The sequence below is a fragment of the Nocardioides anomalus genome (genome assembly GCF_011046535.1).
Classification (GTDB): Bacteria; Actinomycetota; Actinomycetes; order Propionibacteriales; family Nocardioidaceae; genus Nocardioides; species Nocardioides anomalus.
Genome location: NZ_CP049257.1, coordinates 4,013,233 through 4,036,768, shown reverse-complemented (window position 1 = coordinate 4,036,768; position 23,536 = coordinate 4,013,233). Strand labels below are relative to the sequence as shown.

Here is a 23,536-nt window from a genome sequence, read left to right as displayed (position 1 = left end):
CGGAACTCCTAGACGTGCTGCTCGGTGACGGTGGCGACCGCGAACGTGTTGAGGCCGAACTTGTGCCGGAAGCACTTGATGGCGTGGGGCCAGAAGCCGGCCTTCACCATCAGGGGCCACAGGTCGCGCGGGTCGTAGTACATCTTGTGGTCGTCCATCTCCTCCGCCGGCGAGGTCCCGAGCCGGAACGCGGAGTACTCCAGCGCGCGCTTGCCCCACCAGGAGGGGACGTTCACGGCGCACACGCCACCGGGACGCAGGACGCGACGGAAGTGGGCGAGGGTCTGCTCGGGCTCCCAGAGGTGCTCGACGACCGACATGCAGAGCACGACGTCGAGGGAGGCGTCGGGGACCTGCTCCATGGCCTCGGGCAGGTAGCCCTCGACGGCGCGCACCTTCGGGTGCTGGCTCAGGTCGGGTGCCAGCGAGACGTCGATGAGCGTGGCCGTCCGGACCTGGCCGAGCACGTTGCGCATGAAGGTCGCGTCGTACCCGCACCCGATGTCGCCGACGTCCTTGCCCGTCAGCGGGCCGACGACCTTCTCGATCTGGCGCTTGGACAGCCAGACCCCGAACCGGTCGACCGCCGTGACGTCGCCGCTCTCACCGAAGGAGCTGGAGCGGCCCGCGACGGGCTCACTCACTGCGGCGGGCGGCGGCGGGGCCGTAGCTGACGCTGGTGGCGTGGAGCAGGAGGGTGAAGCAGAACGTCGAGAAGCCGACGATCATGAGCATGAGACCGAGCACCCCGAGGTGCGGCACGGTCGCCGACGGGTCGGGCAACGACGCGTCGTTGCTGATGAAGGTCGCGAGCAGCACCACGTCGAGCACAAGGCCGAGCGTGAAGAGGCTGCCGCTGATCACCATCATCTTGGTGTAGGTGAAGATGCGGCGCCAGCGTTCGCGCAGTCGTCCGCCGTAGTCGAGGAACATGTGCGCGAGGCCGCCGAAGTAGATGCTCTGCAGCCCGATCACGGTCAGCGCGACGCCGACCAGCATGGTCAGCAGGCTGAAGGTCACGCCCGCGACGGTGATGTCGCCGAAGGAGAGCGGCAGCGTCAGCAGCAGGCCGAGCACCGTGAGCACGATGCCGGGCTTGAAGAGGAAGAACTCGGCGCCGTGGATGAACATCGCGCGCAGGTTGATCCAGGCCGCTGCGAACGGCGAGAACCAGCCGGACCGCTTGTGGTGGGAGAGGCGCCCCTCCTGGTCCTTGAGGAAGGTGACCGGGACCTCGGTGGTCTTCAGTTCCATCCGCACGGACTTGAGCACCATCTCCGAGGCGTACTCCCACGACTGGGAGACGATGCCCATCCGGACCAGCGCCTCGCGGGTGATGCCGCGCATCCCGCAGTGGATGTCGCTGAAGTGGCTGCCGTAGAGCCGGTTGAGGATCCAGGTCGTGAGCGGCGTGCCGAAGTACTGGTGCAGGGGCGGCATCGCGCCCTTCTCGATGGTCCCCTTCCAGCGCGAGCCCATGGCGTACTCGGCCCCGCCGCGCATCGCGTCCACGAACGGCTTCAGGTTGCGGAAGTCGTAGGTGCAGTCCGCATCGCCCATCACGACGTACCGGCCGCGCACGTAGGGGATCGAGTCGATGTAGGCCCGACCCAGGCCGCGCAGCGGCGTGTGCAGCACGCGGGCGCCCCCGCGCAGCGCGATCTCGGGAGTCTCGTCACTCGAGGCGTCGACGATGAGGATCTCGCCCTTCACCCCAGCCTCGCGCAGCCCCCGGTGGCACCACTGCACGAACTCCTCCATCGTGATCCGCTCGTTGACGGCGGGGATGAGGATGGTGACCTCGGGGTCCGGCTCGTCGTCGGCAGGGACGAGGAGGGTCACCTCGGGGTCGGTGGGGGAGGTGAACGCGCGGACCCCGGGCACCGCACAGGCGGCCTCGAGACCGGCGGGAACCTCGGTGCCCACGGGCGTCAGGGATTCGAGCACGTCCGGCACGCGCCTCACCTTAACAACGCGGCGGCCTTGCGCCGCTATCGGCGAGCGGCCGCTCCCGCGTCGCGGCGGTTCGCAGTTCGGGCGCGGCCGCTGCTCGTTTCCCCGCGGTATCCAGCCCGACCGGGCGCCAGGTCAGCAGGGTGCACCGGGGCGTCGTGCGAGGCGCCCGGCGGGCGAGGCGGTCGCCTTGGGCTCGTCATCGCCCAGGGCTCGACTCGCGGGCCGCGCTGCGGTTCTTCGCCGCGACCGTCGCGCTCGTCTTCCACTCGTGGTGTCCCTTGACCGGCAGGCCGAGCCTCGACGGGGCGGGCTTCGTGTACTTCGGCTACACCGCCGTCGGCTTCTTCGTCGTGCTCTCCGGGTTCGTGCTCGCCTGGTTCTGGCGGTCCGGAACCCTCGTGCTGTGGTGGCGGCGTTCCGCACGGTCGCACTGCGGGCCGTGGCCTGCGTCGTCGCCGCCTACTGGGTTGCCGAGCAGCACTCCTGCAATGGGACGGGCCGCTGTTGCCGTTCCGCCAGACCGAGCTGTTCTCGGACTTCGTCGAGCTCCCACCTCTGGCCTACCTGATCGTGGCCGCGGGGGGACCGACCTGCGGCGAGGGCGTCGAGCCCGGTCGGGCTGCGTCCACTGGTCGCACTCGGCGGCTGGTCCTACGCGCTGTACCTCTTGCGCGCACCGCTGCTGACGGGGTGGAAGAGATCTGGGTGTGCACTGACCACCTCGCCCCGCCCGGATGGGCTGGATGTGCTTGTGTGCCGCGGTGGCGGTGCTCGCGCCCTGGGTGCCGCACACCGCCTTCGAGGGCCCGGTCGAGCGTCGGCTTCTCCGGCCGGTCGGTGGCCGACGCGCCGCCATGGTGGGCACCTGACGCCACGCCCCCGACGGCTAGGTGGAGGCCCCGACCACACTGGGCGACGCGTCGAGGTCGATGCAGCAGTGTTTGCTGGACAAATAATTTGCCAATTATGAGCGTCAGGAAGTCCCGGCAATTCGGCATTTCGATTGGTGTGCCCAAAAGTGGTGTGCCATATTGTCGGCGTTCGAATTCGGGGGACCGTGTCAGCGAGAAAAGAGAATTCACATGGCGCAGAAAGTGCACATCGTCCTCGAAGACGACATCGACGGCTCGGAGGCCACCGAGACTGTCTCCTTCGCGCTCGACGGCACGAGCTACGAGATCGACCTCAACGACGACAACGCCGCCAAGATGCGTGACGCGCTCGCGACGTACGTCGGCCACGCGCGCAAGGTGAGCGGCAGTCGTCGCGGCGGCGGTCGCCGCTCGAGCACCCCCGCCGCCAACGGCAACGGCGGCGCCAGCGCCAGGGAGATCCGCGAGTGGGCGCGCGAGAACGGCCACGACGTGCCGGAGCGTGGTCGGATCCCGGCCGACGTGCGTGAGGCGTACGAGTCGGCTCACTGAGCGCTGGGAGCGGCGCTGTTCGCTCTCAGCGGATGCTCTCCTCACCTCAGGCGGGAACGCGTAGGCTCGAAGTCGGGTTGTGCTGAGCGACCCCACGAAGTCTTGAGGAGATTGCATGTTCGAGCGGTTCACGGATCGTGCCCGCCGGGTGGTCGTGCTGGCCCAGGAAGAGGCCCGCATGCTCTCCCACAACTACATCGGGACCGAGCACATCCTGCTCGGGCTCATCCACGAGGGCGAGGGCGTGGCCGCGAAGGCCCTCGAGAGCCTCGACATCTCGCTGGAGGCCGTGCGCGCCCAGGTCGAGGAGATCATCGGCCAGGGTCAGCAGGCGCCGAGCGGGCACATCCCGTTCACGCCGCGGGCCAAGAAGGTGCTCGAGCTGTCCCTGCGCGAGGCGCTGCAGCTCGGCCACAGCTACATCGGGACCGAGCACATCCTGCTCGGCCTCATCCGTGAGGGCGAGGGTGTCGCGGCGCAGGTGCTGCAGAAGCTCGGCGCGGACCTCAACCGGGTCCGCCAGCAGGTCATCCAGCTGCTGTCGGGCTTCCAGGGCAAGGAGTCGACCGCCTCGGCGGCGGCCGCGGCCGGCGGGGGCGACGCGCCCAGCTCGAGCCTGGTGCTCGACCAGTTCGGTCGCAACCTGACCCAGGACGCGCGCGAGGGCAAGCTCGACCCGGTCATCGGGCGCGAGCAGGAGATCGAGCGCGTGATGCAGATCCTGTCGCGCCGCACGAAGAACAACCCCGTGCTGATCGGTGAGCCGGGCGTCGGCAAGACGACGATCGTCGAGGGCCTGGCCCAGGACATCGTCAAGGGCAACGTGCCCGAGACGCTCAAGGACAAGCAGATCTACACCCTTGACCTCGGTGCCCTGGTGGCCGGCTCGCGCTACCGCGGTGACTTCGAGGAGCGGCTGAAGAAGGTCCTCAAGGAGATCCGCACCCGCGGCGACATCGTGCTCTTCATCGACGAGATCCACACCCTCGTCGGTGCCGGTGCGGCCGAGGGCGCGATCGACGCGGCCTCGATCCTCAAGCCGATGCTGGCTCGTGGTGAGCTGCAGACCATCGGCGCGACGACGCTCGACGAGTACCGCAAGTACCTCGAGAAGGACGCCGCGCTCGAGCGCCGCTTCCAGCCGATCCAGGTCGCCGAGCCCTCGATCGCGCACACCATCGAGATGCTCAAGGGCCTGCGCGACCGCTACGAGGCGCACCACCGGGTGACGATCACCGACGAGGCGCTGGTCTCGGCCGCGACGCTGGCCGACCGCTACATCTCCGACCGGTTCCTGCCCGACAAGGCCATCGACCTCATCGACGAGGCCGGCTCGCGGCTGCGGATCCGCCGGATGACGGCGCCCGCGGACCTGCGCGAGTACGACGACAAGATCAGCGACGTCCGCCAGCGCAAGGAGGCGGCGATCGACGGGCAGGACTTCGAGGCCGCGGCCCGCCTGCGCGACGAGGAGAAGCAGCTGATCCTCAAGAAGTCCGAGCGCGAGAAGCAGTGGCGCGCGGGCGACATGGACGAGGTCGCCGAGGTCGACGAGGAGCTCATCGCCGAGGTCCTCGCTGTGGCGACCGGCATCCCGATCGTCAAGCTCTCCGAGGAGGAGTCGACCCGGCTGCTCAAGATGGAGGACGAGCTCCACAAGCGCGTCATCGGCCAGGACGAGGCCGTCAAGGCCCTGTCGCGGGCGATCCGGCGCACGCGAGCGGGTCTGAAGGACCCCAAGCGTCCCGGCGGGTCGTTCATCTTCGCCGGCCCCTCGGGCGTCGGCAAGACGTGGCTGTCCAAGACGCTGGCGGAGTTCCTCTTCGGCGACGAGGACGCGCTCATCCAGCTCGACATGTCGGAGTACGGCGAGAAGCACACCGTCTCGCGGCTCTTCGGCTCGCCTCCCGGCTACGTCGGCTACGAGGAGGGCGGTCAGCTGACCGAGAAGGTGCGGCGCAAGCCGTTCTCGGTCGTGCTGTTCGACGAGGTCGAGAAGGCGCACCCGGACATCTTCAACAGCCTGCTGCAGATCCTGGAGGAAGGTCGCCTGACCGACTCCCAGGGTCGGGTGGTCGACTTCAAGAACACCGTCATCATCATGACCACCAACCTCGGCACCCGCGACATCGCCAAGGGCGTGCACCTGGGCTTCAACCAGTCCGGTGACGCGGCGGGCTCTTATGAGCGGATGAAGAACAAGGTGTCGGAGGAGCTCAAGCAGCACTTCCGGCCGGAGTTCCTCAACCGTGTCGACGAGATCATCGTGTTCCCGCCGCTGTCGCGCGAGCAGATCGTCCACATGGTCGACAACATGATCGCCTCCGTCGAGGTCCGGTTGAAGGACCGCGACATGCGCATCGAGCTCACCCAGAACGCGAAGAACCTGCTCGCCGAGCGGGGCTTCGACCCGGTCCTGGGCGCTCGGCCGCTGCGTCGCACGGTCCAGCGCGAGATCGAGGACGTGCTGGCCGAGAAGATGCTGTACGGCGAGGTCGGCCCGGGCCAGATCGTCCTGGTCGACGTCGAGGGCGAGGGTGCAACGGCGTCGTTCACCTTCGACGGCCAGAAGGTCGGCGAGCTGCCCGACCTGCCGCCGTTCGAGACCGCCGAGATCGGTGCCCTCGAGGCGCCGGCCGACGGCCCCGACGACTCCGACGGGCCGATCGACGTCCCGCGCTCGGAGGACTGAGCGCACCTCGCACGACCCTGGCGACCCGCCTCTCCGACCGGAGGGGCGGGTCGTCGCATGATGGGTGGGTGAGCGAGACGCCTGAGTCCACCCCGGCTGCCACGGAACCGCGGGTGTGCCCGCACTGCCAGGGGACCTCGTTCTGCGAGGGGTTCGTCGAGGACATGGGCCAGGCCTCGCAGGGGTACGCGCGGTGGATCCCGGGGCCGCTGGAGCGGGGGCTGTTCGGGGGTGCGGCCCGCTTCGGCAAGCAGCGCTACCCGATCGCGGCGCACCGCTGCGGACGCTGCGGCTACCTCGCGCTGTTCGTCACTGGGGACTGAGCGCTCAGAGGGCGTAGCTGTCCGGCCCGGTGCGGCGCGCCAGTCTGTCGACGAGGAGCGAGTCCAGGCAGCGCTCGCGCTGCGAGGCGTCCGGCCACACGGCGTCCAGGCGGCTGCGGTGCACCGGGCCGTCGGCCTCGCGCAGCACGGCCATGAGGCGGCCGCGGCACTGGCGGTCGGTGCCGGCCCAGGCCTGGCCGCGCCGCGGCGGTCCGTCGTACGCCGGGTAGCCGGCCGATCGCCACGCGCACCGGTCCGCGATCGGGCACTCCGCGCAGCGCGGCGAGGCCGCGGTGCAGACGAGCGCGCCGAGCTCCATGACCGCGACCGCCCAGGTGGCGGCGGTGTCCGGGTCGTCCGGGAGAAGCCGTGCGGCGCGGTCGCGCTCGGCCCGGGTCAGCGCCGTCGGGGGGAACTCGACCCCGCCCACGGCCCGCGCCACCACCCGGCGCACGTTGGTGTCCAGCACCGCGTGGCGCTGCCGGAAGGCGAAGGACGCCACGGCCGCCGCGGTGTAGTCGCCGACCCCCGGGAGCGCCAGCAGCGCGGCGTGGTCGTCGGGCACCTCGCCCCCGTGCCGCTCGACGATCGCGACGGCGGCCGCGTGCAGGCGCAGCGCCCGCCGCGGGTAGCCGAGCCGGCCCCACGCCCGGACCGCCTCGCCGGACGGCTCGGCGGCCAGGTCGGCGGGCGTCGGCCAGCGCTCGAGCCACACCTCGTACACCGGGAGGACGCGGGCGACCGGTGTCTGCTGCAGCATGAGCTCGGAGACGAGCACGGCCCACGGCGAGGCGTCGGGGCGGCGCCAGGGGAGGTCGCGCTGGTGCTCGGCGTACCAGCGGAGCAGCGGAGCGTGGAGGTCGGACATCGCTGGTGGACGGTAGCCGCCGTCCGGTGCGGCGTGGGTACGACGTCCGCGCGCCGGTTCGTCCTAGCGTGCTGGCCATGCCTCCGACGACGCGCCGGCCGCTCCCCGCCGCCGTCTACTGGCGCCGCCGGCTGGCGGTGCTCAGCATCGCGCTGGTGGTCTTCCTCGGCGTCGGCAAGGTGCTCAGCTGGGCCAGCGACGGATCGTCCGACGACGACGGCACGGCCGCGCAGACCGGCGCCTCGACGCTGACCAGTCCCACGACCACCGTGCCGGTGCCCGAGACGCAGAAGCCCGGCAAGAAGGGCAAGGGCGGCAAGCGCGGGGGCAAGGGCGGCAAGGGCAGCGCGACCGCCGAGCCCACGCCGACCCCCACGCCCACCCCGACACCCGTCCTGCCGGAGCCGAGCGGACCGTGCTCGGACGACGACGTCTTCGTGACGCCGAGCGTGCCGTCGCCGATCGGCGGCCAGGACGTCACCATCATGCTCAACCTGCAGACGCGCACGAGCGCCGCCTGCACCTGGCACCTCTCGCCCGACACGCTGCGGCTCAACGTCGTCTCCGGCCACGACCAGATCTGGCTGAGCAAGCAGTGCCCCGACGCCATCCCCACCCAGGACGTCACCGTGCGCCTGGCCTCGGTCACGCAGGTGCCGGTCGTCTGGGCGCGGGGCGCGCGCTCGGACGAGGAGTGCTCGGACCGGACGGCGTGGGCGCTGCCGGGGTTCTACCACGCGCGGGCGGCCGTGCTCGGTGGTGAGCCGACGGATGTGCAGTTCGAGCTGGTCGCTCCCGCCCCGGCCACCGTCACGCAGACGGCCGAGCCCAAGGGCGGCGGCACCGGGAGCGGATCTCCGTCGGTAGGGTGAGCGCGTGGTGACGCTCTCCGAGGACCGGCCGTGGGGCTCCTGGCACGTGCTGGAGGAAGGCGACGGGTACAAGGTCAAGCGCATCGTCGTCGAGCCGCAGAAGCGGCTGTCCTACCAGACGCATGCCCACCGAGCCGAGCACTGGGTCGTCGTCCAGGGCAAGGCCACCTGCACCCTGGACGGTGACACGGTCGTCGCCGGCCCGGGTGACTGCGTGGACGTCGCGCTCGGCCAGGCCCACCGGATCGCCAACGAGGGTGACGAGACCTTGATCATCATCGAGGTCCAGCGCGGCTCCTACACCGGCGAGGACGACATCGTGCGCCTCGAGGACGACTTCGGGCGCTCCGACTCCTAGACGTACCGCTCGAGGATCGTCGACTCCGCGAGGCGCGACAGGCCCTCGCGGACGCTGCGGGCGCGGAGCTCGCCGACGCCCTCCACGACCTGCAGGTCCTCCACGCCGGCGGAGAGCAGCTTCTGCAGCGTCCCGAAGTGGTCGACCAGCCGGTCCACGACCGCGGCGGGCAGCCGCGGGACCTTGGCCAGGAGCCGGTAGCCGCGGGGGGCGACCGCTCCGTCGAGGTGCTCGACGCTGCCGAGGCCCAGCACGCGGGCCGCGGACGCCGGGTCGACCAGCTCCGTGGCGCTGAGGGCCTCGAGCCGCTGGAGCAGCACCTCAGGGGTCTTGCCGCGGCGCCCGCCCGGCACGTAGTCGCGGATCACCAGCTCGCGCTCGAGGTCCACGCCGGTGATGAGCTCCTCGAGCTGCAGGGAGAGCAGGCGGCCGTCGGTCCCGAGCTCGAGCACGTAGTCCTCGATCTCGCGGGCGATGCGGGTGACCATCTCCAGGCGCTGGGCCACGACGGCGACGTCGCGCACGGTGACCAGGTCCTCGATCTCCAGGGCGGAGAGGGTGCTGGACACCTCGTCGAGGCGGAGCTTGTAGCGCTCCAGGGTGGCCAGGGCCTGGTTGGCGCGGGAGAGGATCTGCCCGGAGTCCTCGAGGACGTGGCGGGTCTCGCCGACGTACGCCGCGATGATCTGCATCGACTGGCTCACCGAGATGACCGGGAAGCCGGTCTGGCGGGCGACCCGGTCGGCGGTGCGGTGGCGGGTGCCGGTCTCCTCGGACGGGATCGTGTGGTCGGGCATCAGGTGCACCGCGGCCTTGATGATCCGGGTGATGTCCTTGTCGACGATGATCGCGCCGTCCATCTTGGCCAGCTCGCGCAGGCCGGTGGCGGTGAACGGGACGTTGAGGTCGAAGCCCCCGGTGGCGATCGAGTCGACGGTCCGGTCGGTGCCGAGGACGATCAGCGCGCCCGTCCTCCCGCGCAGGATCCGCTCGAGGCCGTCGCGCAGCGACGTGCCCGGGGCGATGGCCTGGAGGGTCGCGCGCAGGCGCAGCGTCTCGTCGGACCGGTCGGCCACGTCGTCACCCCCCTCACGAGCAAGCACGCAAAGGGTACGGCCTCCGGGGCCGCACCGACTCGATCCGTCCGACCTAGCCCGCGGAGCCCTCCTCGGCGGCGCGCAGGCGCGGCTCGGAGGTGAGCTGGAGCAGGCGGAGGGCGGAGGCGACGTCGGGGACGTCGAGGACGCGCATGCCGTCGACGGTCCAGGACTCGGGGGAGCGGGGGCCCTGGCGGGTGCGGTCGCTGGGGACGACGGCCACGCGGAAGCCGAGGCGGGCGGCCTCGGCGAGGCGTTGGGGCAGGTCGCGGACGCGGCGGAGCTCGCCGGCCAGGCCGAGCTCGCCCATGGCGACGACGCCGGAGGGTGGGGCGACGCCGAGGGTGGCCGAGCCGATGGCGACGGCCAGGGCGAGGTCGCTGGCCGGCTCGTGGAGGCGGGCGCCGCCGACGGTGGAGGCGAAGACGTCGTAGGAGTGCAGGCGGATCCGGGCGTGCTGTTGCAGGACGGCGAGGACGAGGGCGACGCGGGAGGAGTCGAGGCCGGACGTCGTACGCCGGGGCCGCTCGAGCGGGGAGGGGGTGACCAGGGCCTGCACCTCGGCGAGCAGGGGGCGCCGCCCCTCCATGGTGACCGCGACGCACGTGCCGGGGACCTGGCCGCTCTGGTGCTCGACGAACAGGCCGGTGGGGTCGGCGACCGCGCTGATGCCGTCGGCGCCGAGGTCGAAGCAGCCGACCTCGTCGACGGGGCCGAAGCGGTTCTTCATGGCCCGGACCATCCGGAACCGCGAGTTGCGGTCGCCCTCGAAGTGCAGGACCACGTCGACGAGGTGCTCGAGGACCCGGGGACCGGCGATGGCGCCGTCCTTGGTCACGTGGCCGACGATCACCGTGGTGATGTTGCGGGTCTTGGCCACGCGGACCAGCGCGGCCGCGACCTCCTTGACCTGGGTGACGCCGCCGGGCACGCCCTCGAGCCCGGAGGCGCCGATGGTCTGCACGGAGTCGACGACGAGAAGCGTGGGCCGCACGTCCTCGATGTGGGTCAGCACGGCGCCGAGGTCGGTCTCGGCGGCGAGGTAGAGCTCGTCCTCCACCGCGCCGGTCCGGTCGGCCCGCAGCCGCACCTGGGAGGCCGACTCCTCGCCGGTGACGTAGAGGACGCGGTGGCGCCCCCGGGCGGTCTGGGCGGCGACCTCGAGCAGCAGCGTGCTCTTGCCGACGCCGGGCTCGCCGGCCAGCAGGATCGCTGCGCCCGGCACGAAGCCGCCGCCGAGGACGCGGTCGAGCTCGGCGACCCCGCTGGTGCGGAACGCCGACTCCTCGACCGAGATCTCGCCGATGGGGACGGCCTTGGCCGTGACCGGCGACGCGGCCGCGCGCACGGTCGGCGCCGCGGTCTCGGCCACCGAGCCCCACGCCTGGCACTCGCCGCAACGGCCCACCCACTTGGCGGTCTCCCACCCGCACTCGGTGCAGCGGTAGGCGGGACGCGAGGCGGTCTTGGGCACGGCAGCAACCTAGGCGGCGGCACCGACAGCCGCGCGGTGCCGCACCGAGACCCTGGGGACGACGGTCCGAGACGAGCCCACCCACCAGGGTGAGCCCGGGATACCCTGACTTTGGAACGATCCAGCGACATTTGCACAATGACCTGGGAAGTCAGGTCGGCCAGGCAGGGGGAAGGACGTGTCGAGCACCGTGCAGCGGCACCCGGTCACCCCGCCGACCCTGGCCGACGTCGCCGAGCGGGCCGGCGTCTCGCGCCAGACCGTCTCCAACGCGGTCAACAACCCCGAGCTGCTCCGCGAGGACACCCTGCGCCGGGTGCAGGAGGCGATCGCCGAGCTCGGCTACCTGCCCAACCGCGCCGCCCGCAACCTGCGCACCCGCTCCTCGCACCTCATCGGCCTGCCGATCAAGCCGGCCGAGGAGGGCACCGCGAACGCCGCGATGGACCGCTTCGTCCACTCCCTCGTCGACTCCTCACGCGCGGTCGGCTACCACGTGCTGCTGTTCTCCGGCCAGCGCACCGGGTACGCCGCCGACGAGCTCCCGGCGTACGACGACCTGCTGCGCTCGACCGCCGTGGACGCGTTCGTGGTCACCGACACCTACCTCGGCAACCCGCAGGCCGCGTGGCTCAACGAGCGGCGCGCGCCCTTCGTGGCCTTCGGTCGGCCGTGGAACGACCCCGACGCGCGGCACCCCTGGGTCGACGTCGACGGCGCGGCGGGTGGCGACCTCGCCACCACGCACCTGATCGAGCGCGGCCACCACCGCATCGCCTGGATCGGCTGGCGCAAGGACTCGCTGCTGGGCGAGGACCGTCGGGCCGGCTGGTCGCGGGCCATGCGCTCGCGCGACATCCCCACCACGGGCCTGGCCTCCCGCGTCGAGGACACCGTCGCGTCCGGCCGCGAGGCCAGCGCAGTGCTGCTCGACGAGGCCCAGCCGACGGCGTTCGTCTGCGCCTCCGACACCCTCGCCATGGGGGTGCTGCACACGTTGTACGAGCGTGGGCTCAAGCCGGGCCAGGACGTCGCAGTCACCGGCTTCGACGACAGCCTCGTCGCGCAGACGGTGCCGCCCGGGCTGACCAGCGTCCGGCTGCCGCTCGAGCAGGTGGCGATCGAGGTCGTGCACGCCCTCGAGGGGCTCCTCGGTGCCCCGCCGGTGGTCGGCGCCGGCGTGCTGCTCGAGCCGACGCTGGTCGTGCGCGGGAGCAGCTGAGGTCAGAACGCCTTGGACCAGAGGTTGACCGCGTAGTCCACCTCGAGGCCCTCGTGCTCGGCGAGCACCGCGTCGGCGGTGGCCGCGTCGAACTCGATGCGCACGACCGCCTCGAGGTCGGCGCGCGAGGAGAAGCGCCAGCCCATGTCGACGGGGGTGCGGGTCCAACCGTGCGTGGACCAGAAGCGCTCGAGGTCGGCGGCGCCGGGGCGGTCGGGGTAGCCGTGGCGGAACCACGCGCCGAACGTCGAGCGCGAGGGGTCGTTGTCGATGACCATCGCGACGCCGCCTCGGCGCACGACGCGGTCGAGCTCGGCGAGGCCGGGCTCGCAGCCGGGGCCGAAGAAGTAGGCCCAGCGGGCGTGGACGACGTCGACGCAGGCGTCGGGGAGGGGGAGGGCCTGGGCGGTGCCCTGGCGGACGTCGACGTTCGGCAGGGCCCGGGTGCGGCGGCGGGCCAGGGCGACGAGGTCGGGGTGGGGCTCGACGCCGATGACCTCGGCGGCGGTGGTGGCGAAGCGGGGCAGGTGGAAGCCGGTGCCGCAGCCGACGTCGAGGACGGTGCGCCCGCTCCACTCGACGACGGAGGCCATGGCGTCCCAGAGGCGACCGTCGGGGTCGACGGCGCGGTTCTCGACCTCGTACGTCGCGGTGTGGTGCCAGATGTTGGGGCTCGGCCGGGCCCCGTCGGGGAGGGTCAGATCCGGACCAGGCCGCGGGGCGTCTGCACCTGCGCGGCGAGGATCCCGGGGGTGCCGTTCGGCGAGACCCACTCGACCTTGACGTCCTCGAGGGGGGCCTCGACGGTCTCGCCGAGCCACTCGCTCACGCGGTGGGTGTCGCCGGCGATCTCCAGGGTGGCCAGCGAGAACGCGCCGTCGGCGCCGTGGCTGGGGTGCAGCTCGGGCGCGACCTCCCACTGGATGAAGAACGGCAGCTGCGGGTCGGAGATGAGGCCGTTGACGCCGATCTGCTTCCAGCGCAACTCGGTGCCGTCGGGGCGGTGCCGGCTGCCGACGACGGCCTCGCGGCCGAGGCGGCGCTCGACGACGCTGATGTCGTCGACCGCGACGACCCAGCCGAGCCAGCCGCCGCCGAGGGCGGAGCGGGCGCGCACGGCCTGGCCGAACGGCGCCTTGTCGGAGGCCGGGTGGTCGAGGACCTCGACGACCTCGAGGTAGGTGTGGTCGGCGAGCGGCAGCAGCATGTTGCGGGTGCCGAAGCGCGGGTGCACGCCGCCGTCGACGAAGCGCGCGCCGAGGAGGTCACCGATGCGTTCGGCCGTGGCGGCCAGGCCGTCGGGTCCGGCTGCGAACGAGAGGTGGTCGAGACGCATGCAGAGATTGTGGACGGCGGCGTGCGCGTCCACCAAAGCGGGGCCCTGGTGTCTTGACGTCGAGAGAGCGGGCGGGGGAGCGCTAGCGGGGGTCGGCCGGGTGGATCGCCAACCGCGAGCGCGAGAGCAGGTGCTCCTCGCAGTGTCGCGCGAGCTCGGCGTACCCCGCCTCACCCATGAGGGCAGTCAGCTCGGCGGCGCTGGTGACGTACAGCGGCTCCGGCGCGGTGTGGGCCTCGGTGTTGCCGGTGCAGTACCAGTCCAGGTCGTGCCCGCCCGGCCCCCAGCCGCGGCGGTCGTACTCGCCGATGCTGACCTCGGTGTACTCCGTGCCGTCCTGGCGCTTGACCGTGCGGAACGTGCGACGCAGCGGCAGCTGCCAGCACACGTCGGGCTTGGTCTCGAGCGGGTTCTTCTCCAGCACGTAGGCCAGCGCGTGCAGCGCGCACCCGGCGCCGAGGTGGAAGTCCTTGCGGTTGTGGAACACGCACGCCGACTGGCCGTCGTACTCCACGACCATGGTCTTGCGCTCACCGTCCTCGTCGACGTCGACCCAGTCGGACTTCTTGACCTTCTTCGCTCTCCCGTTCTTGGGGGAGGGCCGGAACTGCCACAGCGTCTCGTCCAGCATGCCGACGTACGTCGCGACGCGCTTCTCGTCGTCGGCGTCGGCGAAGTGCGCCCCGAGCGCGCAGCAGCCGACGTCGGGCGACTCCTTGTAGATGCCCGCGCAGCCGCCGCCGAAGATGCACTGGTAGCTCGAGGTGAGCCACGTCAGGTCGCACCGGAACGTCTCGGACTCGTCGTCGGGGTTGACGAACTCGACGTAGGCGCGCGGGAACACCAGATCCACCTCAGGCACCGGCCAAGCCTACGTACGTGGGCCCGCGGGTACGTTGGACCCATGCGCGTCGGCGTGCTGGACATCGGGTCCAACACCGGGCACCTCCTCGTCGTGGACGCCCACGGTGGAGCGGCCCCGCTGCCGGCGTACTCCTTCAAGCAGCCGCTGCGGCTGGCCGAGCACCTCGACGAGGACGGCCGCGTCTCGCGGACCGGGATCGACGCGCTGACCGAGTTCACGGCCCAGGCGCTGCGGGTCGCGGAGGACAAGGGCTGCGAGGAGATGCTCGGCTTCGCGACGTCCGCGGTGCGCGACGCCGGCAACAGCGAGGCGGTCCTCGAGCACGTGCAGGACCGCACCGGCGTGCTGATCGACGTGCTGTCCGGCGAGGACGAGGCGCGCCTCACCTTCCTGGCCGTACGCCGCTGGTTCGGCTGGTCGGCGGGCCGGCTGGCGGTCTTCGACATCGGCGGTGGGTCGCTGGAGATCGCGGGCGGGGCGGACGAGGCGCCCGACGTGGCGTGGTCGCTGCCGCTGGGTGCCGCCCGGCTGGCCCGCAGCCACTTCCTCGGCGGCCGCGCCGACGAGGAGACCCTGCGCGACCTGCGCCGCCACATCCGCGCCGAGATCGCCCACGACGCCGGCCACCTGCTGCGCGCCGGCCGCCCCGACCGGGCGGCCGCGACGTCCAAGACCTTCCGCTCCCTGGCCCGGATCTGCGGCGCCGCGCCCTCGACCGACGGTCGGCTCGTGCCCCGCTCCCTGCCGCTCGAGGAGCTGCGCGAGTGGATCCCCAAGCTGGTGGCGATGGGCGCCGACGAGCTGGCCGGGCTGCCCGGGGTCTCGCCGAGCCGCACCCACCAGATCGTGCCCGGCGCGCTGGTGGCCGAGGCCTGCATGGACATCTTCGACCTGACCGAGCTCGAGATCTGCCCGTGGGCGCTGCGCGAGGGCGTGATCCTCGAGCGGCTCGACCAGCTGTCGGTGCGTGGCCAGTGAACGACACGATGAACGCCCCGGTGAACGCCCCAGAGAACGGGGCACCGTGACGCGGGTCGGTCTCTCGACGTCCTCGGTCTACCCGGAGTCGACGGCGCACGCGTTCGCGTACGCCGCCGCGCTGGGCTACGACGCCGTCGAGGTGATGGTCATCGACGCGCTGTCGCAGTCGATCAGCGCCGTGCAGCAGCTGTCCGAGCACCACGGCGTCCCCGTCTCGGCGATCCACGCGCCGTGCCTGCTCTTCACCCAGCGGGTCTGGGGCACCGAGCCGTGGGGCAAGCTCGAGCGCTCGGCCGAGATGGCCCAGGCGGTCGGCGCCGAGGTGGTCGTGGTGCACCCGCCGTTCCGCTGGCAGAAGGACTACGCCCGCGACTTCGTCAACGGCATCGCCGCGCTGGAGGAGTCGACCGGGATCGCCTTCGCGGTCGAGAACATGTACCCGTGGCGCGCCTCCTCGCGCCGCGGCATGGAGATGTACCTGCCCGGGTGGGACCCGTCGGCCGAGCCCTACGCCAACACCACCATCGACCTCTCCCACGCCGCGATCGCCCAGGACGACCCGATCGCGATGGCCGACCGGCTCGGCCCGCGGCTGCGCCACGTCCACCTCACCGACGGCACCGGCTCGGCCAAGGACGAGCACCTGGTGCCGGGGCGGGGTACGACGGGCGCCGCGGAGTTCCTGCGCCACGTCGCCCGCACCGGGTTCCGCGGCGAGATCGTGCTGGAGATCAACACCCGCAAGGCCAGCTCGCGCGAGGAGCGCGAGAAGGACCTGGTCGATTCTCTGGACTTCGCGCGCGAGCACTTCACCGCGGATTGAGCGCGGCTAGCGCGAGGCGAGCCCGGTCTCGTAGGCCAGCACGACCAGCTGCGCGCGGTCGCGGGCGCCGAGCTTGGTGAACAGCCGCGACACGTGGGTCTTCGCGGTCAGCGGTGAGAGGACCAGCTGCTCGGCGATCTCCCGGTTGGACAGCCCGCGCGCGACCAGGGCCAGGATCTCGAGCTCACGCGGGGTGAGCCCGGCCAGCCGCTCGTCGGCCGCCGGGTCGGCGGCGACGGCGGGGACGGGAGCGGGTTCGGTGGCCACGTAGGCCTCGATGAGCCGGCGGGTCACGGCCGGCGCCAGCAGGGCCTGGCCGTCGGCGACGACGCGTACGGCGTCCAGGAGCGCCTGCGGCTCGACGTCCTTGAGCAGGAAGCCGGAGGCGCCGGCGCGCAGCGCGCCGAAGACGTACTCGTCGAGCTCGAACGTCGTCAGCACCACCACGCGGGTGCCGGACAGCGCGGGGTCGGCGGTGATCGCGCCGGTGGCGGCCAGCCCGTCGAGGTGCGGCATCCGGATGTCCATCAGGACCACGTCGGGCCGCAGCGAGCGGGCCAGGGCCACCGCCTCGCGACCGTCGACGGCCTCGCCGACGACCTCGAGGTCGTCCTCGGAGTCCAGGAGCGCGCGGAAGCCCGCGCGGACGAGGGTCTGGTCGTCGGCCAGCAGCACGCGCGTGGTCACGGTGCCCCCACCGGCAGGCTGGCGTGGACCCGCCAGCCGCCGTCGTGCGGGCCGGCCTCGAGGGTCCCGCCCGCGGCCAGGGCGCGCTCGCGCATGCCGCGCACGCCGTGCCCGGTCCCAACGGGCGCGACGGACGGGCCGGTGCCGCCGCCGTCGTCGGTCACGTCGATGACGACGTGGTCGTCCTCGCGCGCGACCCGCACCCGGGCGCGCGCGCCGCCGGCGTGGCGGACCACGTTGGTCAGCGCCTCCTGCACGATCCGGTAGCCGGTCGCGGCCACCGCCGCGGGCACCGTGGCCGTGCCCGGGTCGATGTCCACGTGCACGTCCACGCCGGCCGAGCGCAGGCTCTCGCCCAGCTCGTCGAGCTCGGCCAAGCCCTGGGTCGGGGCGATCGGCACCGTCTCGTCGTCGTACGGCGTGCGCAGGGCGCCCAGGGTGGCGCGCAGGTCGGTGAGCGCCTCGCCGCTGACCTTCTTGATGTCCTCCAGCGTGCGCCGGGCCTGCTCGGGGTCGCGGTCGAGCAGGTGCGCGCCGACACCGGCCTGGACGTTGATGGCCACCATGGCGTGGGCGACCACGTCGTGGACGTCGCGGGCGATGCGCAGCCGCTCCTCCCCGACGCGGCGGCGGGCCTCCTCGTCGCGGGTCCGCTCGGCGGTCTCGGCCCGCTCGACCAGCGCCTCGTGGGCGATGCGCCGCTCGCGCAGCGTCGAGCCGAGCAGGAGGGGGGCGGCCACGAAGGCCAGGTTCTTGGGGATCTCCGCGGTCTTGAGCGCGGTCTTGCCGTGGCCGAAGAACAGCACCGCGAAGAGCACGAACGGCATCAGGGCCAGGCCGGTGAGGATCGTCGTGCGCCGGCTGGTGGTGAGCGCGAGCCGGTAGCCCGCGACCATCGTGGGGAACGGCGCCGTCTGGTAGATGTCGACGACGCCGAGCACCGCGTACAGCGTGACCATGCCGTAGACGAGCACCCAGGCCGGGTGCACGCCGCGCAGGAGGACGGCCGCGCTGGCCAGGGCGATGAGCAGGACCGCGAGCGGGGTGGAGTCGGTGCCGCCGTCCTCCGAGCGGGCCAGCTCGACGAGCATCGCGGCCGCGAGCCCCGCGAACAGCAGGAGGTCCCAGCCGACCGTCCTCGGGTGCAGTCGCACCCGAGGACGGTAGGCCACGCCGGGGGAGGGTGTCACCGCTCGGTGACGCCGATCCGGTCGTGCAGGCGCCGCAGCGGCATCGGCGCCCACCAGTTGTACTTGCCGAGCAGCCCCATCAGCGCCGGGACCAGCAGCGAGCGGACGATGAACGCGTCGACCAGGACCCCGAAGGCCGTGGCCACCCCGATCTGCTGGATGAACGAGATCGAGCTGGTGCTGAAGGCCCCGATCGCCACGGCCAGCAGGATGGCCGCGGCGGTGACCACCGCGCCGGTGCGCTGGACGCCGACCGCCACCGACTCCCGTTCCCCGAGCCCGCCGTCGCGCAGCTCCTTGATCCGGCCCAGCAGGAAGACGCCGTAGTCGGTGGAGAGCGCGAAGATCAGGGTCGCGGTGATGAGGAAGTCGGTCGGTTCGATGCCGCCGTTGGGGGTGTAGCCGAGCAGCCCGGTCAGCCGGCCGTCCTGGTAGATGAAGGTCAGCACGCCGAGCGAGGCGGCGACGGTCAGGCCGTTCATGATCACCGCCTTGACCGGCAGGACCACCGAGCCGGTCATCAGCCACAGCACCAGCAGGGTCAGCCCGATGACCAGGCCGGCGGCCAGCGGCAGTCGCGAGCCGATGGCGTCCTGCTGGTCGATGAACTCCGCGGCCCCACCGCCGACCAGGGCGTCGACGCCGGGCACCGAGACGTCGCGGGCCTCCTGGACCAGCTGCCGGGCCGCGGCACCCTCCGGATCGCCGGAGGCGACCAGGTCGAGCTGCCAGGTGGTGGCGTCGAGCTGGACCGGGTCGGCGGCGGCGACCACGCCGGGGAGTGCGGCCACCTGGTCGGTGTACGTCGTGACGGCGGCCGGGTCGCTCGCCTCGACCGCGACCAGCACCGGGCTGCCGCCCGTCCCGCCGAACGACGACTCCGTCGCGTCGGCCACGGTGCGGGCGCTCTTGTCGGTGGGGATGACCGAGCTGTCGACCGGGGTCCACTCCGCGCGGAGGGCCGGGGCGGCCAGGGCCAGCATCACCACGCCGGTGGCCACGGCCACCGCGCCGGGTCGGCGCATCACGGCGTGGGAGAGGCGGTACCAGCGGCCCTTCTCCTCCGGCGTCGCCGACTCCTTGCGGGCGAGCTCGGCGCCCCACAGGGCGAAGAGCGCCGGCGACACGACCAGCGCCGCGACCGCGGCGACCACGGCGACCACTGCGCCGGCCAGGCCCATGGACTTGATGAAGCCCAGCGGGAAGACGGTGAGCGCGGCCAGGGCCACCGCCACGGTCGTCGCGGAGAAGGCCACGGTCCGGCCGGCGCTGCGCATCGTGGTGGTGAGGGCGCCGAGCGTGGCGCCCTGGCGGCCGAGCTCCTCGCGGTAGCGGGTCACCAGGAACAGCGTGTAGTCGATGGCCAGCCCGAGGCCGAGGCCGATGACCAGGTTGAGGGCGAAGACGCTCATCCCGTAGAGCTGGTTGATCCCGGAGATGACCAGGAACGTGCCCAGCACCGTGGTCGCGCCGACCACCAGGGGGAGCACCGCGGCGCGGCCGCGGAAGAAGAGCAGCGAGAGCAGGAGCAGGATCGGGAAGGCCATCATCTCGGCGCGACCCAGGTCCTCGCCGATGGTGGAGCCGAGCTGGACGCCGACGACTGCGGAGCCGCCGACGGCGACGTCGTCCTGGCCGTCGAAGGTGTCGATGACGTCCTCGCCGACGGCGTCCTCGTCGGCCGCCGCGTCGAGGGTGGCGAGCACGAGCACCTGGGTGCCGTCGGTGGAGACCAGGCCGGCGGGGCTGCCGCGAGTGGTCGTCGGGGACGTCACGTCGACCACGCCGGGCTCGGCCGCGAGCTGCGCGGTCACCTCGGCGATCCGGTCGCTGTCGGCGGCCACGCCGCCGGGGGTGTCGACCAGGAGGACCACGCCGGCGGTGGCCGCGCGGCCGGTCGCGCCGGAGATCCGCTCGACGGCCCGGACCGAGTCGGCGTTGGCCGTGGTGAAGCCGCCGCCGGACTCCAGCTGCCCGGCGACCGGGCCGCCGAAGAAGCCGGCCACGAGGACGAAGAGGAACACCGCGAGCAGGGTCCGCTTGGGAGCGGCCGCGACCAGGCGCAGCAGGCGGCCCGGAGCAGCCGGGGCGTCGTGGTGGGGGTCGGGGGTGGTGCGGGAGGGGAGCTGCTGGGTCGTCATGGCTCGACTCTCCGGCCCGGACCCGCCCCCGGTCGTCGTGCCCGGGGAGCAACTCGGCGGGCGGCGTACTCCCGTGGGCGTACGCCGCCCGCCGTAGCCTGCGCTCATGCCTCGCGGACGTCGGCCCGGGTCGCCCGAGACCAGCGCGACGATCCTGGCCGAGGCGCGCGCACTCTTCGCCGCCCAGGGGTACGCCGCCACGTCGGTCCGGGCCGTGGCCACCGCGGCGGGCGTCGACCCGGCCCTCGTGCACCACTACTTCGGGACCAAGCGCGAGCTGTTCCTGGCCGCGCTCGGGGCCCCGGTGGATCCGCGGACCGTGCTGGGGCCCGTCGTCGCGGGTGGCGTGGCCGGGGCCGGCGAGCGGCTGGTGCGCACCTTCCTGAGCGTCTGGGACGACGAGGCGACCCGGCTGCCGCTGCTGGCCCTGGTCCGCGGCGTGCTCGAGCCGGGCGGTGAGCGGCTGGTCGCCGACGGGCTGCTGCGGGTGGTGCTCGGACCGGTCGGGGAGGGGCTGGGCGTGGACCAGCCCGAGCGGCGGATGAGCCTGGTCGCCTCGCAGCTCATCGGGCTGGTCATGGCCCGCTACGTGCTCGGGCTCGAGCCCCTGGCCTCGGCGCCGGCCGAGGACCTGGTGGCGGCGTACGCCGCGACGCTCCAGCGCTACCTCGAGGTGCCGCTCGACTGAACGGCCCGGGTGCGACACAATTCATCGCATGATGAATTTTGTGGTGGAGGCGCGCGGCCTATCGGTCATGCGGGGCGGCCACCCGGTCCTGGACGGCCTGGACCTGGCCATCGGGGCCGGCGTGACCGGTCTGCTGGGCCCGAGCGGGTGCGGCAAGTCGACGCTGCTGCGCTCGGTCGTCGGCGCCCAGCGGGTCGCCGGCGGCACGGTCACCGTCCTGGGTCAGCCGGCCGGCAGCGCGGCACTGCGCCACGAGATCGGCTACGTCACCCAGGCCGCCAGCGTGTACGACGACCTGACGGTGGGCGAGAACCTGCGCTTCTTCGCCCGCGTCCTCGGGTGCCCGGCCAGCGAGGTCGACCGGGTCGTGACCGCGGTCGACCTCGGCTCGCACGCCGACGCGGTGGTGGGCCGGCTGAGCGGCGGCCAGCGCTCGCGGGCCAGCCTGGCCGTCGCGCTCCTGGGCCGTCCGCGGCTCCTCGTCCTCGACGAGCCGACCGTCGGCCTGGACCCCGTGCTGCGCCGCGACCTGTGGAAGCTGTTCCACGAGCTGGCCGACGGTGGCGCGGCCGTCCTCGTCTCCAGCCACGTCATGGACGAGGCCGAGCGCTGCGACCAGCTGCTGCTCATGCGCGACGGCGCGGTGCTGGCCCAGGACTCCCCGGCCGCGATCAAAGCGCAGGCCGGCACCGACGACGTCGAGTCGGCGTTCCTCTCCCTGGTGGCCGCGGCGTGAGCCCCCGGATCACGCTGGCCGTCGCCGGCCGGGTGCTCGTCCAGCTGCGGCGCGACCCGCGCACCGTCGTCCTGCTGCTGGTCGTCCCGTGCCTGCTGCTGACCCTGCTCTGGTGGATGTTCGAGGACTCCCTGGGCAACCCGTTCGGCCGGTTCGGGCCGGCGCTGCTCGCGGTCTTCCCGTTCATCGTGATGTTCCTGGTCACCAGCGTGACCACCCTGCGTGAGCGCTCGGGCGGGACGCTGGAGCGGCTGCTGGCCATGCCGATGGGCCGGCTCGACTTCCTCGTGGGCTACGCGCTCGCCTTCGGTGTCGTCGCGGCCGTGCAGGCGCTGCTGGCGGTGGTCGTCAGCGTCGGGTTCCTCGACCTCGACATCGCCGGGTCCGTCCTCCTCCTCGGCCTGGTCGCGGTGGCCGACGCCGTGCTCGGCTCGGCCCTCGGGCTCTTCGTCAGCGCCTTCGCGCGCACCGAGTTCCAGGCCGTGCAGTTCCTGCCCGCGGTGGTCTTCCCGCAGCTGCTGCTCTGCGGGCTGTTCGTGGGCCGCGACGCGCTGCCCGACGTCCTGCACGCGGCGAGCGACGTGCTGCCGCTGTCCTACGCGGTGGACGCGATGACCCACCTCACCCGTGGAACGGCCACCAGCGACGTCTGGCTCGACCTGCTGGTGGTCGCGGGCTTCGCGGTGGCCTCGCTGGGTCTCGGCGCCGCGACGCTGCGTCGTCGGACACCCTGACCCAGAACGAGCAGCTCGAGGTGGCCGACGACCGCGAGCTCGCGCACGTGCGCCGGGACCGCGACCGCATCAGCGGCAGCACGTCGCCCCGCTCGATGGCCACCTCCGCAATGGAGCGACGTAGCCTGTCGACATGGCGTTGTTGAGCCGACCGCTGCTCCTCCTCAGCCGCAGCGAGCAGGTCAAGAAGCTGGTCAGCACGATGCCGGTCTCGGCGGGGATCGTGCGCAGCTACGTGCCGGGTGAGTCCACACAGTCCGTGGTCGAGGCGAGCGCACAGCAGGTCGAGGCCGGGCTGCGGGTCTCGCTGGACTTCCTCGGCGAGGACACCCTCGACGCCGAGCAGGCCGACGCCACGGTGGCGGCGTACCTCGAGGTCCTCGACCAGCTCGCCGCGCGCGGGCTGACCCGGATGGCCGAGGTGTCGGTGAAGCTGTCGGCCATCGGCCAGGCCCTGCCGGACCAGGGGCACAAGATCGCGCTCGAGAACGCCCGCACCATCTGCCGGGCCGCCCGCAACGCCGGCACGACGGTGACCCTCGACATGGAGGACCACACCACCACCGACGCCACGCTGGCCACCCTGCGCGAGCTGCGCAAGGACTTCCCCGAGACCGGAGCGGTGCTCCAGGCCTACCTGCACCGCACCGAGGCCGATTGCCGCGCGCTGGCCTACGAGGGCTCGCGGGTGCGGTTGTGCAAGGGCGCCTACAACGAGCCCGAGGAGGTCGCCTTCCAGGACGACCTCGACGTCGACCGCTCCTACGTCCGCTGCCTCAAGGTGCTGCTCCGCGGCCAGGGCTACCCGATGATCGCCACCCACGACCCGCGCCTGGTCGAGATCGCCTCGACCCTGGCCTCGCGCTACAACCGCGAGCAGGGGTCCTACGAGTTCCAGATGCTCTACGGCATCCGCCCCGAGGAGCAGAAGCGCCTGGTCGAGGCGGGCGAGCGCGTGCGGGTCTACATCCCCTACGGCCAGGAGTGGTACGGCTACCTCATGCGCCGCCTCGCCGAGCGCCCGCAGAACCTGACATTCTTCCTGCGGTCCCTGATCTCGAAGAAGTGA

General features: G+C 72.5%; 23 protein-coding genes. 12 read left to right on the top strand and 11 right to left on the bottom strand.

Features of this window, described 5'->3' with window-relative positions; genetic code table 11:
* Nucleotides 1-8: 8 nt before the first annotated feature.
* Together G5V58_RS20140 and G5V58_RS20135 are read right to left on the bottom strand one after the other, a co-directional pair.
* Complete coding sequence (locus tag G5V58_RS20140) at nucleotides 9-644, bottom strand: class I SAM-dependent methyltransferase (RefSeq protein ID WP_165236661.1); 636 nt, start codon at nucleotides 642-644, stop codon at nucleotides 9-11.
* Nucleotides 637-1,956 (bottom strand): glycosyltransferase family 2 protein, encoded by a 1,320-nt coding sequence (locus G5V58_RS20135; protein ID WP_230486788.1) that lies wholly within the window; start codon nucleotides 1,954-1,956, stop codon nucleotides 637-639. The genes G5V58_RS20140 and G5V58_RS20135 overlap by 8 nt, the downstream gene beginning before the upstream one ends.
* Nucleotides 1,957-3,038: 1,082 nt before the next feature.
* Between G5V58_RS20135 and G5V58_RS20130 the strand changes: the two genes are divergently transcribed.
* The 3 genes from G5V58_RS20130 to G5V58_RS20120 all read left to right on the top strand — a co-directional run bounded on the left by G5V58_RS20130 (nucleotide 3,039) and on the right by G5V58_RS20120 (nucleotide 6,395).
* Nucleotides 3,039-3,380 carry a histone-like nucleoid-structuring protein Lsr2 gene (locus G5V58_RS20130; protein ID WP_165236659.1) on the top strand — a complete coding sequence of 114 codons (342 nt, stop codon included), beginning with the start codon at nucleotides 3,039-3,041 and terminating at the stop codon, nucleotides 3,378-3,380.
* A gap of 115 nt (nucleotides 3,381-3,495) precedes the next feature.
* Entirely contained in the window at nucleotides 3,496-6,072 is a 2,577-nt protein-coding gene (locus G5V58_RS20125; protein ID WP_165236657.1) for an ATP-dependent Clp protease ATP-binding subunit, read from the top strand.
* A gap of 68 nt (nucleotides 6,073-6,140) precedes the next feature.
* Complete coding sequence (locus tag G5V58_RS20120; protein WP_230486787.1) at nucleotides 6,141-6,395, top strand: hypothetical protein; 255 nt, start codon at nucleotides 6,141-6,143, stop codon at nucleotides 6,393-6,395.
* Nucleotides 6,396-6,399: 4 nt separating this feature from the next.
* Here the strand turns inward: G5V58_RS20120 and G5V58_RS20115 are convergent, their stop codons facing one another.
* Entirely contained in the window at nucleotides 6,400-7,263 is an 864-nt protein-coding gene (locus G5V58_RS20115; protein ID WP_165236655.1) for an A/G-specific adenine glycosylase, read from the bottom strand.
* 77 nt (nucleotides 7,264-7,340) lie between these two features.
* Here G5V58_RS20115 and G5V58_RS20110 point away from each other — a divergent pair, with 77 nt between their 5' ends.
* On the top strand, nucleotides 7,341-8,135 hold the full coding sequence (locus tag G5V58_RS20110) for a hypothetical protein (protein ID WP_165236653.1): 795 nt from the start codon (nucleotides 7,341-7,343) through the stop codon (nucleotides 8,133-8,135).
* A gap of 4 nt (nucleotides 8,136-8,139) precedes the next feature.
* Nucleotides 8,140-8,493: a phosphomannose isomerase type II C-terminal cupin domain gene (locus G5V58_RS20105; RefSeq protein ID WP_165236651.1), complete on the top strand. Its 354-nt coding sequence runs from the start codon at nucleotides 8,140-8,142 to the stop codon at nucleotides 8,491-8,493.
* Here G5V58_RS20105 and disA read toward each other — a convergent pair.
* Entirely contained in the window at nucleotides 8,490-9,596 is a 1,107-nt protein-coding gene (gene disA / locus G5V58_RS20100; RefSeq protein ID WP_230486786.1) for a DNA integrity scanning diadenylate cyclase DisA, read from the bottom strand. The genes G5V58_RS20105 and disA overlap by 4 nt on opposite strands.
* Nucleotides 9,597-9,642: 46 nt before the next feature.
* On the bottom strand, nucleotides 9,643-11,064 hold the full coding sequence (gene radA / locus G5V58_RS20095; protein WP_165236649.1) for a DNA repair protein RadA: 1,422 nt from the start codon (nucleotides 11,062-11,064) through the stop codon (nucleotides 9,643-9,645).
* A 178-nt stretch (nucleotides 11,065-11,242) separates the two neighbouring features.
* Here radA and G5V58_RS20090 point away from each other — a divergent pair, with 178 nt between their 5' ends.
* Nucleotides 11,243-12,286: a LacI family DNA-binding transcriptional regulator gene (locus G5V58_RS20090; RefSeq protein WP_230486785.1), complete on the top strand. Its 1,044-nt coding sequence runs from the start codon at nucleotides 11,243-11,245 to the stop codon at nucleotides 12,284-12,286.
* 2 nt (nucleotides 12,287-12,288) lie between these two features.
* Here G5V58_RS20090 and G5V58_RS20085 read toward each other — a convergent pair whose 3' ends face one another.
* The 3 genes from G5V58_RS20085 to G5V58_RS20075 all read right to left on the bottom strand — a co-directional run bounded on the left by G5V58_RS20085 (nucleotide 12,289) and on the right by G5V58_RS20075 (nucleotide 14,484).
* On the bottom strand, nucleotides 12,289-12,879 hold the full coding sequence (locus G5V58_RS20085) for a class I SAM-dependent methyltransferase (protein ID WP_230486784.1): 591 nt from the start codon (nucleotides 12,877-12,879) through the stop codon (nucleotides 12,289-12,291).
* A 104-nt stretch (nucleotides 12,880-12,983) separates the two neighbouring features.
* Nucleotides 12,984-13,622, bottom strand: a complete 639-nt coding sequence (locus G5V58_RS20080; protein WP_165236647.1) for a VOC family protein — start codon at nucleotides 13,620-13,622, stop codon at nucleotides 12,984-12,986.
* Between the two features lie 82 nt (nucleotides 13,623-13,704).
* Nucleotides 13,705-14,484 (bottom strand): hypothetical protein, encoded by a 780-nt coding sequence (locus tag G5V58_RS20075; RefSeq protein ID WP_165236645.1) that lies wholly within the window; start codon nucleotides 14,482-14,484, stop codon nucleotides 13,705-13,707.
* Between the two features lie 42 nt (nucleotides 14,485-14,526).
* Between G5V58_RS20075 and G5V58_RS20070 the strand changes: the two genes are divergently transcribed.
* Both G5V58_RS20070 and G5V58_RS20065 read left to right on the top strand, forming a co-directional pair.
* Entirely contained in the window at nucleotides 14,527-15,465 is a 939-nt protein-coding gene (locus G5V58_RS20070) for a Ppx/GppA phosphatase family protein (RefSeq protein WP_165236643.1), read from the top strand.
* 46 nt (nucleotides 15,466-15,511) lie between these two features.
* Complete coding sequence (locus G5V58_RS20065; RefSeq protein WP_165236641.1) at nucleotides 15,512-16,291, top strand: sugar phosphate isomerase/epimerase family protein; 780 nt, start codon at nucleotides 15,512-15,514, stop codon at nucleotides 16,289-16,291.
* A 6-nt stretch (nucleotides 16,292-16,297) separates the two neighbouring features.
* Here the strand turns inward: G5V58_RS20065 and G5V58_RS20060 are convergent, their stop codons facing one another.
* The 3 genes from G5V58_RS20060 to G5V58_RS20050 are packed head-to-tail and all read right to left on the bottom strand — an operon-like array spanning nucleotide 16,298 to nucleotide 20,309.
* Nucleotides 16,298-16,978, bottom strand: coding sequence for a response regulator (locus G5V58_RS20060; RefSeq protein WP_230486783.1), 681 nt, complete (start codon nucleotides 16,976-16,978; stop codon nucleotides 16,298-16,300).
* On the bottom strand, nucleotides 16,975-18,132 hold the full coding sequence (locus tag G5V58_RS20055; RefSeq protein WP_230486782.1) for a sensor histidine kinase: 1,158 nt from the start codon (nucleotides 18,130-18,132) through the stop codon (nucleotides 16,975-16,977). Before G5V58_RS20055 ends, G5V58_RS20060 begins: the two co-directional genes overlap by 4 nt.
* Before the next feature lie 32 nt (nucleotides 18,133-18,164).
* Nucleotides 18,165-20,309, bottom strand: coding sequence for an MMPL family transporter (locus G5V58_RS20050; RefSeq protein WP_165236639.1), 2,145 nt, complete (start codon nucleotides 20,307-20,309; stop codon nucleotides 18,165-18,167).
* A 106-nt stretch (nucleotides 20,310-20,415) separates the two neighbouring features.
* Between G5V58_RS20050 and G5V58_RS20045 the strand changes: the two genes are divergently transcribed.
* From G5V58_RS20045 to G5V58_RS20030, 4 genes are all read left to right on the top strand, one after another.
* Nucleotides 20,416-20,997 carry a TetR/AcrR family transcriptional regulator gene (locus G5V58_RS20045; protein WP_165236637.1) on the top strand — a complete coding sequence of 194 codons (582 nt, stop codon included), beginning with the start codon at nucleotides 20,416-20,418 and terminating at the stop codon, nucleotides 20,995-20,997.
* Between the two features lie 67 nt (nucleotides 20,998-21,064).
* Nucleotides 21,065-21,733, top strand: coding sequence for an ABC transporter ATP-binding protein (locus G5V58_RS20040; RefSeq protein WP_230486781.1), 669 nt, complete (start codon nucleotides 21,065-21,067; stop codon nucleotides 21,731-21,733).
* Nucleotides 21,730-22,467, top strand: coding sequence for an ABC transporter permease (locus tag G5V58_RS20035; RefSeq protein WP_165236633.1), 738 nt, complete (start codon nucleotides 21,730-21,732; stop codon nucleotides 22,465-22,467). The genes G5V58_RS20040 and G5V58_RS20035 overlap by 4 nt, the downstream gene beginning before the upstream one ends.
* A 133-nt stretch (nucleotides 22,468-22,600) precedes the next feature.
* Nucleotides 22,601-23,536, top strand: a complete 936-nt coding sequence (locus G5V58_RS20030) for a proline dehydrogenase family protein (RefSeq protein WP_230486780.1) — start codon at nucleotides 22,601-22,603, stop codon at nucleotides 23,534-23,536.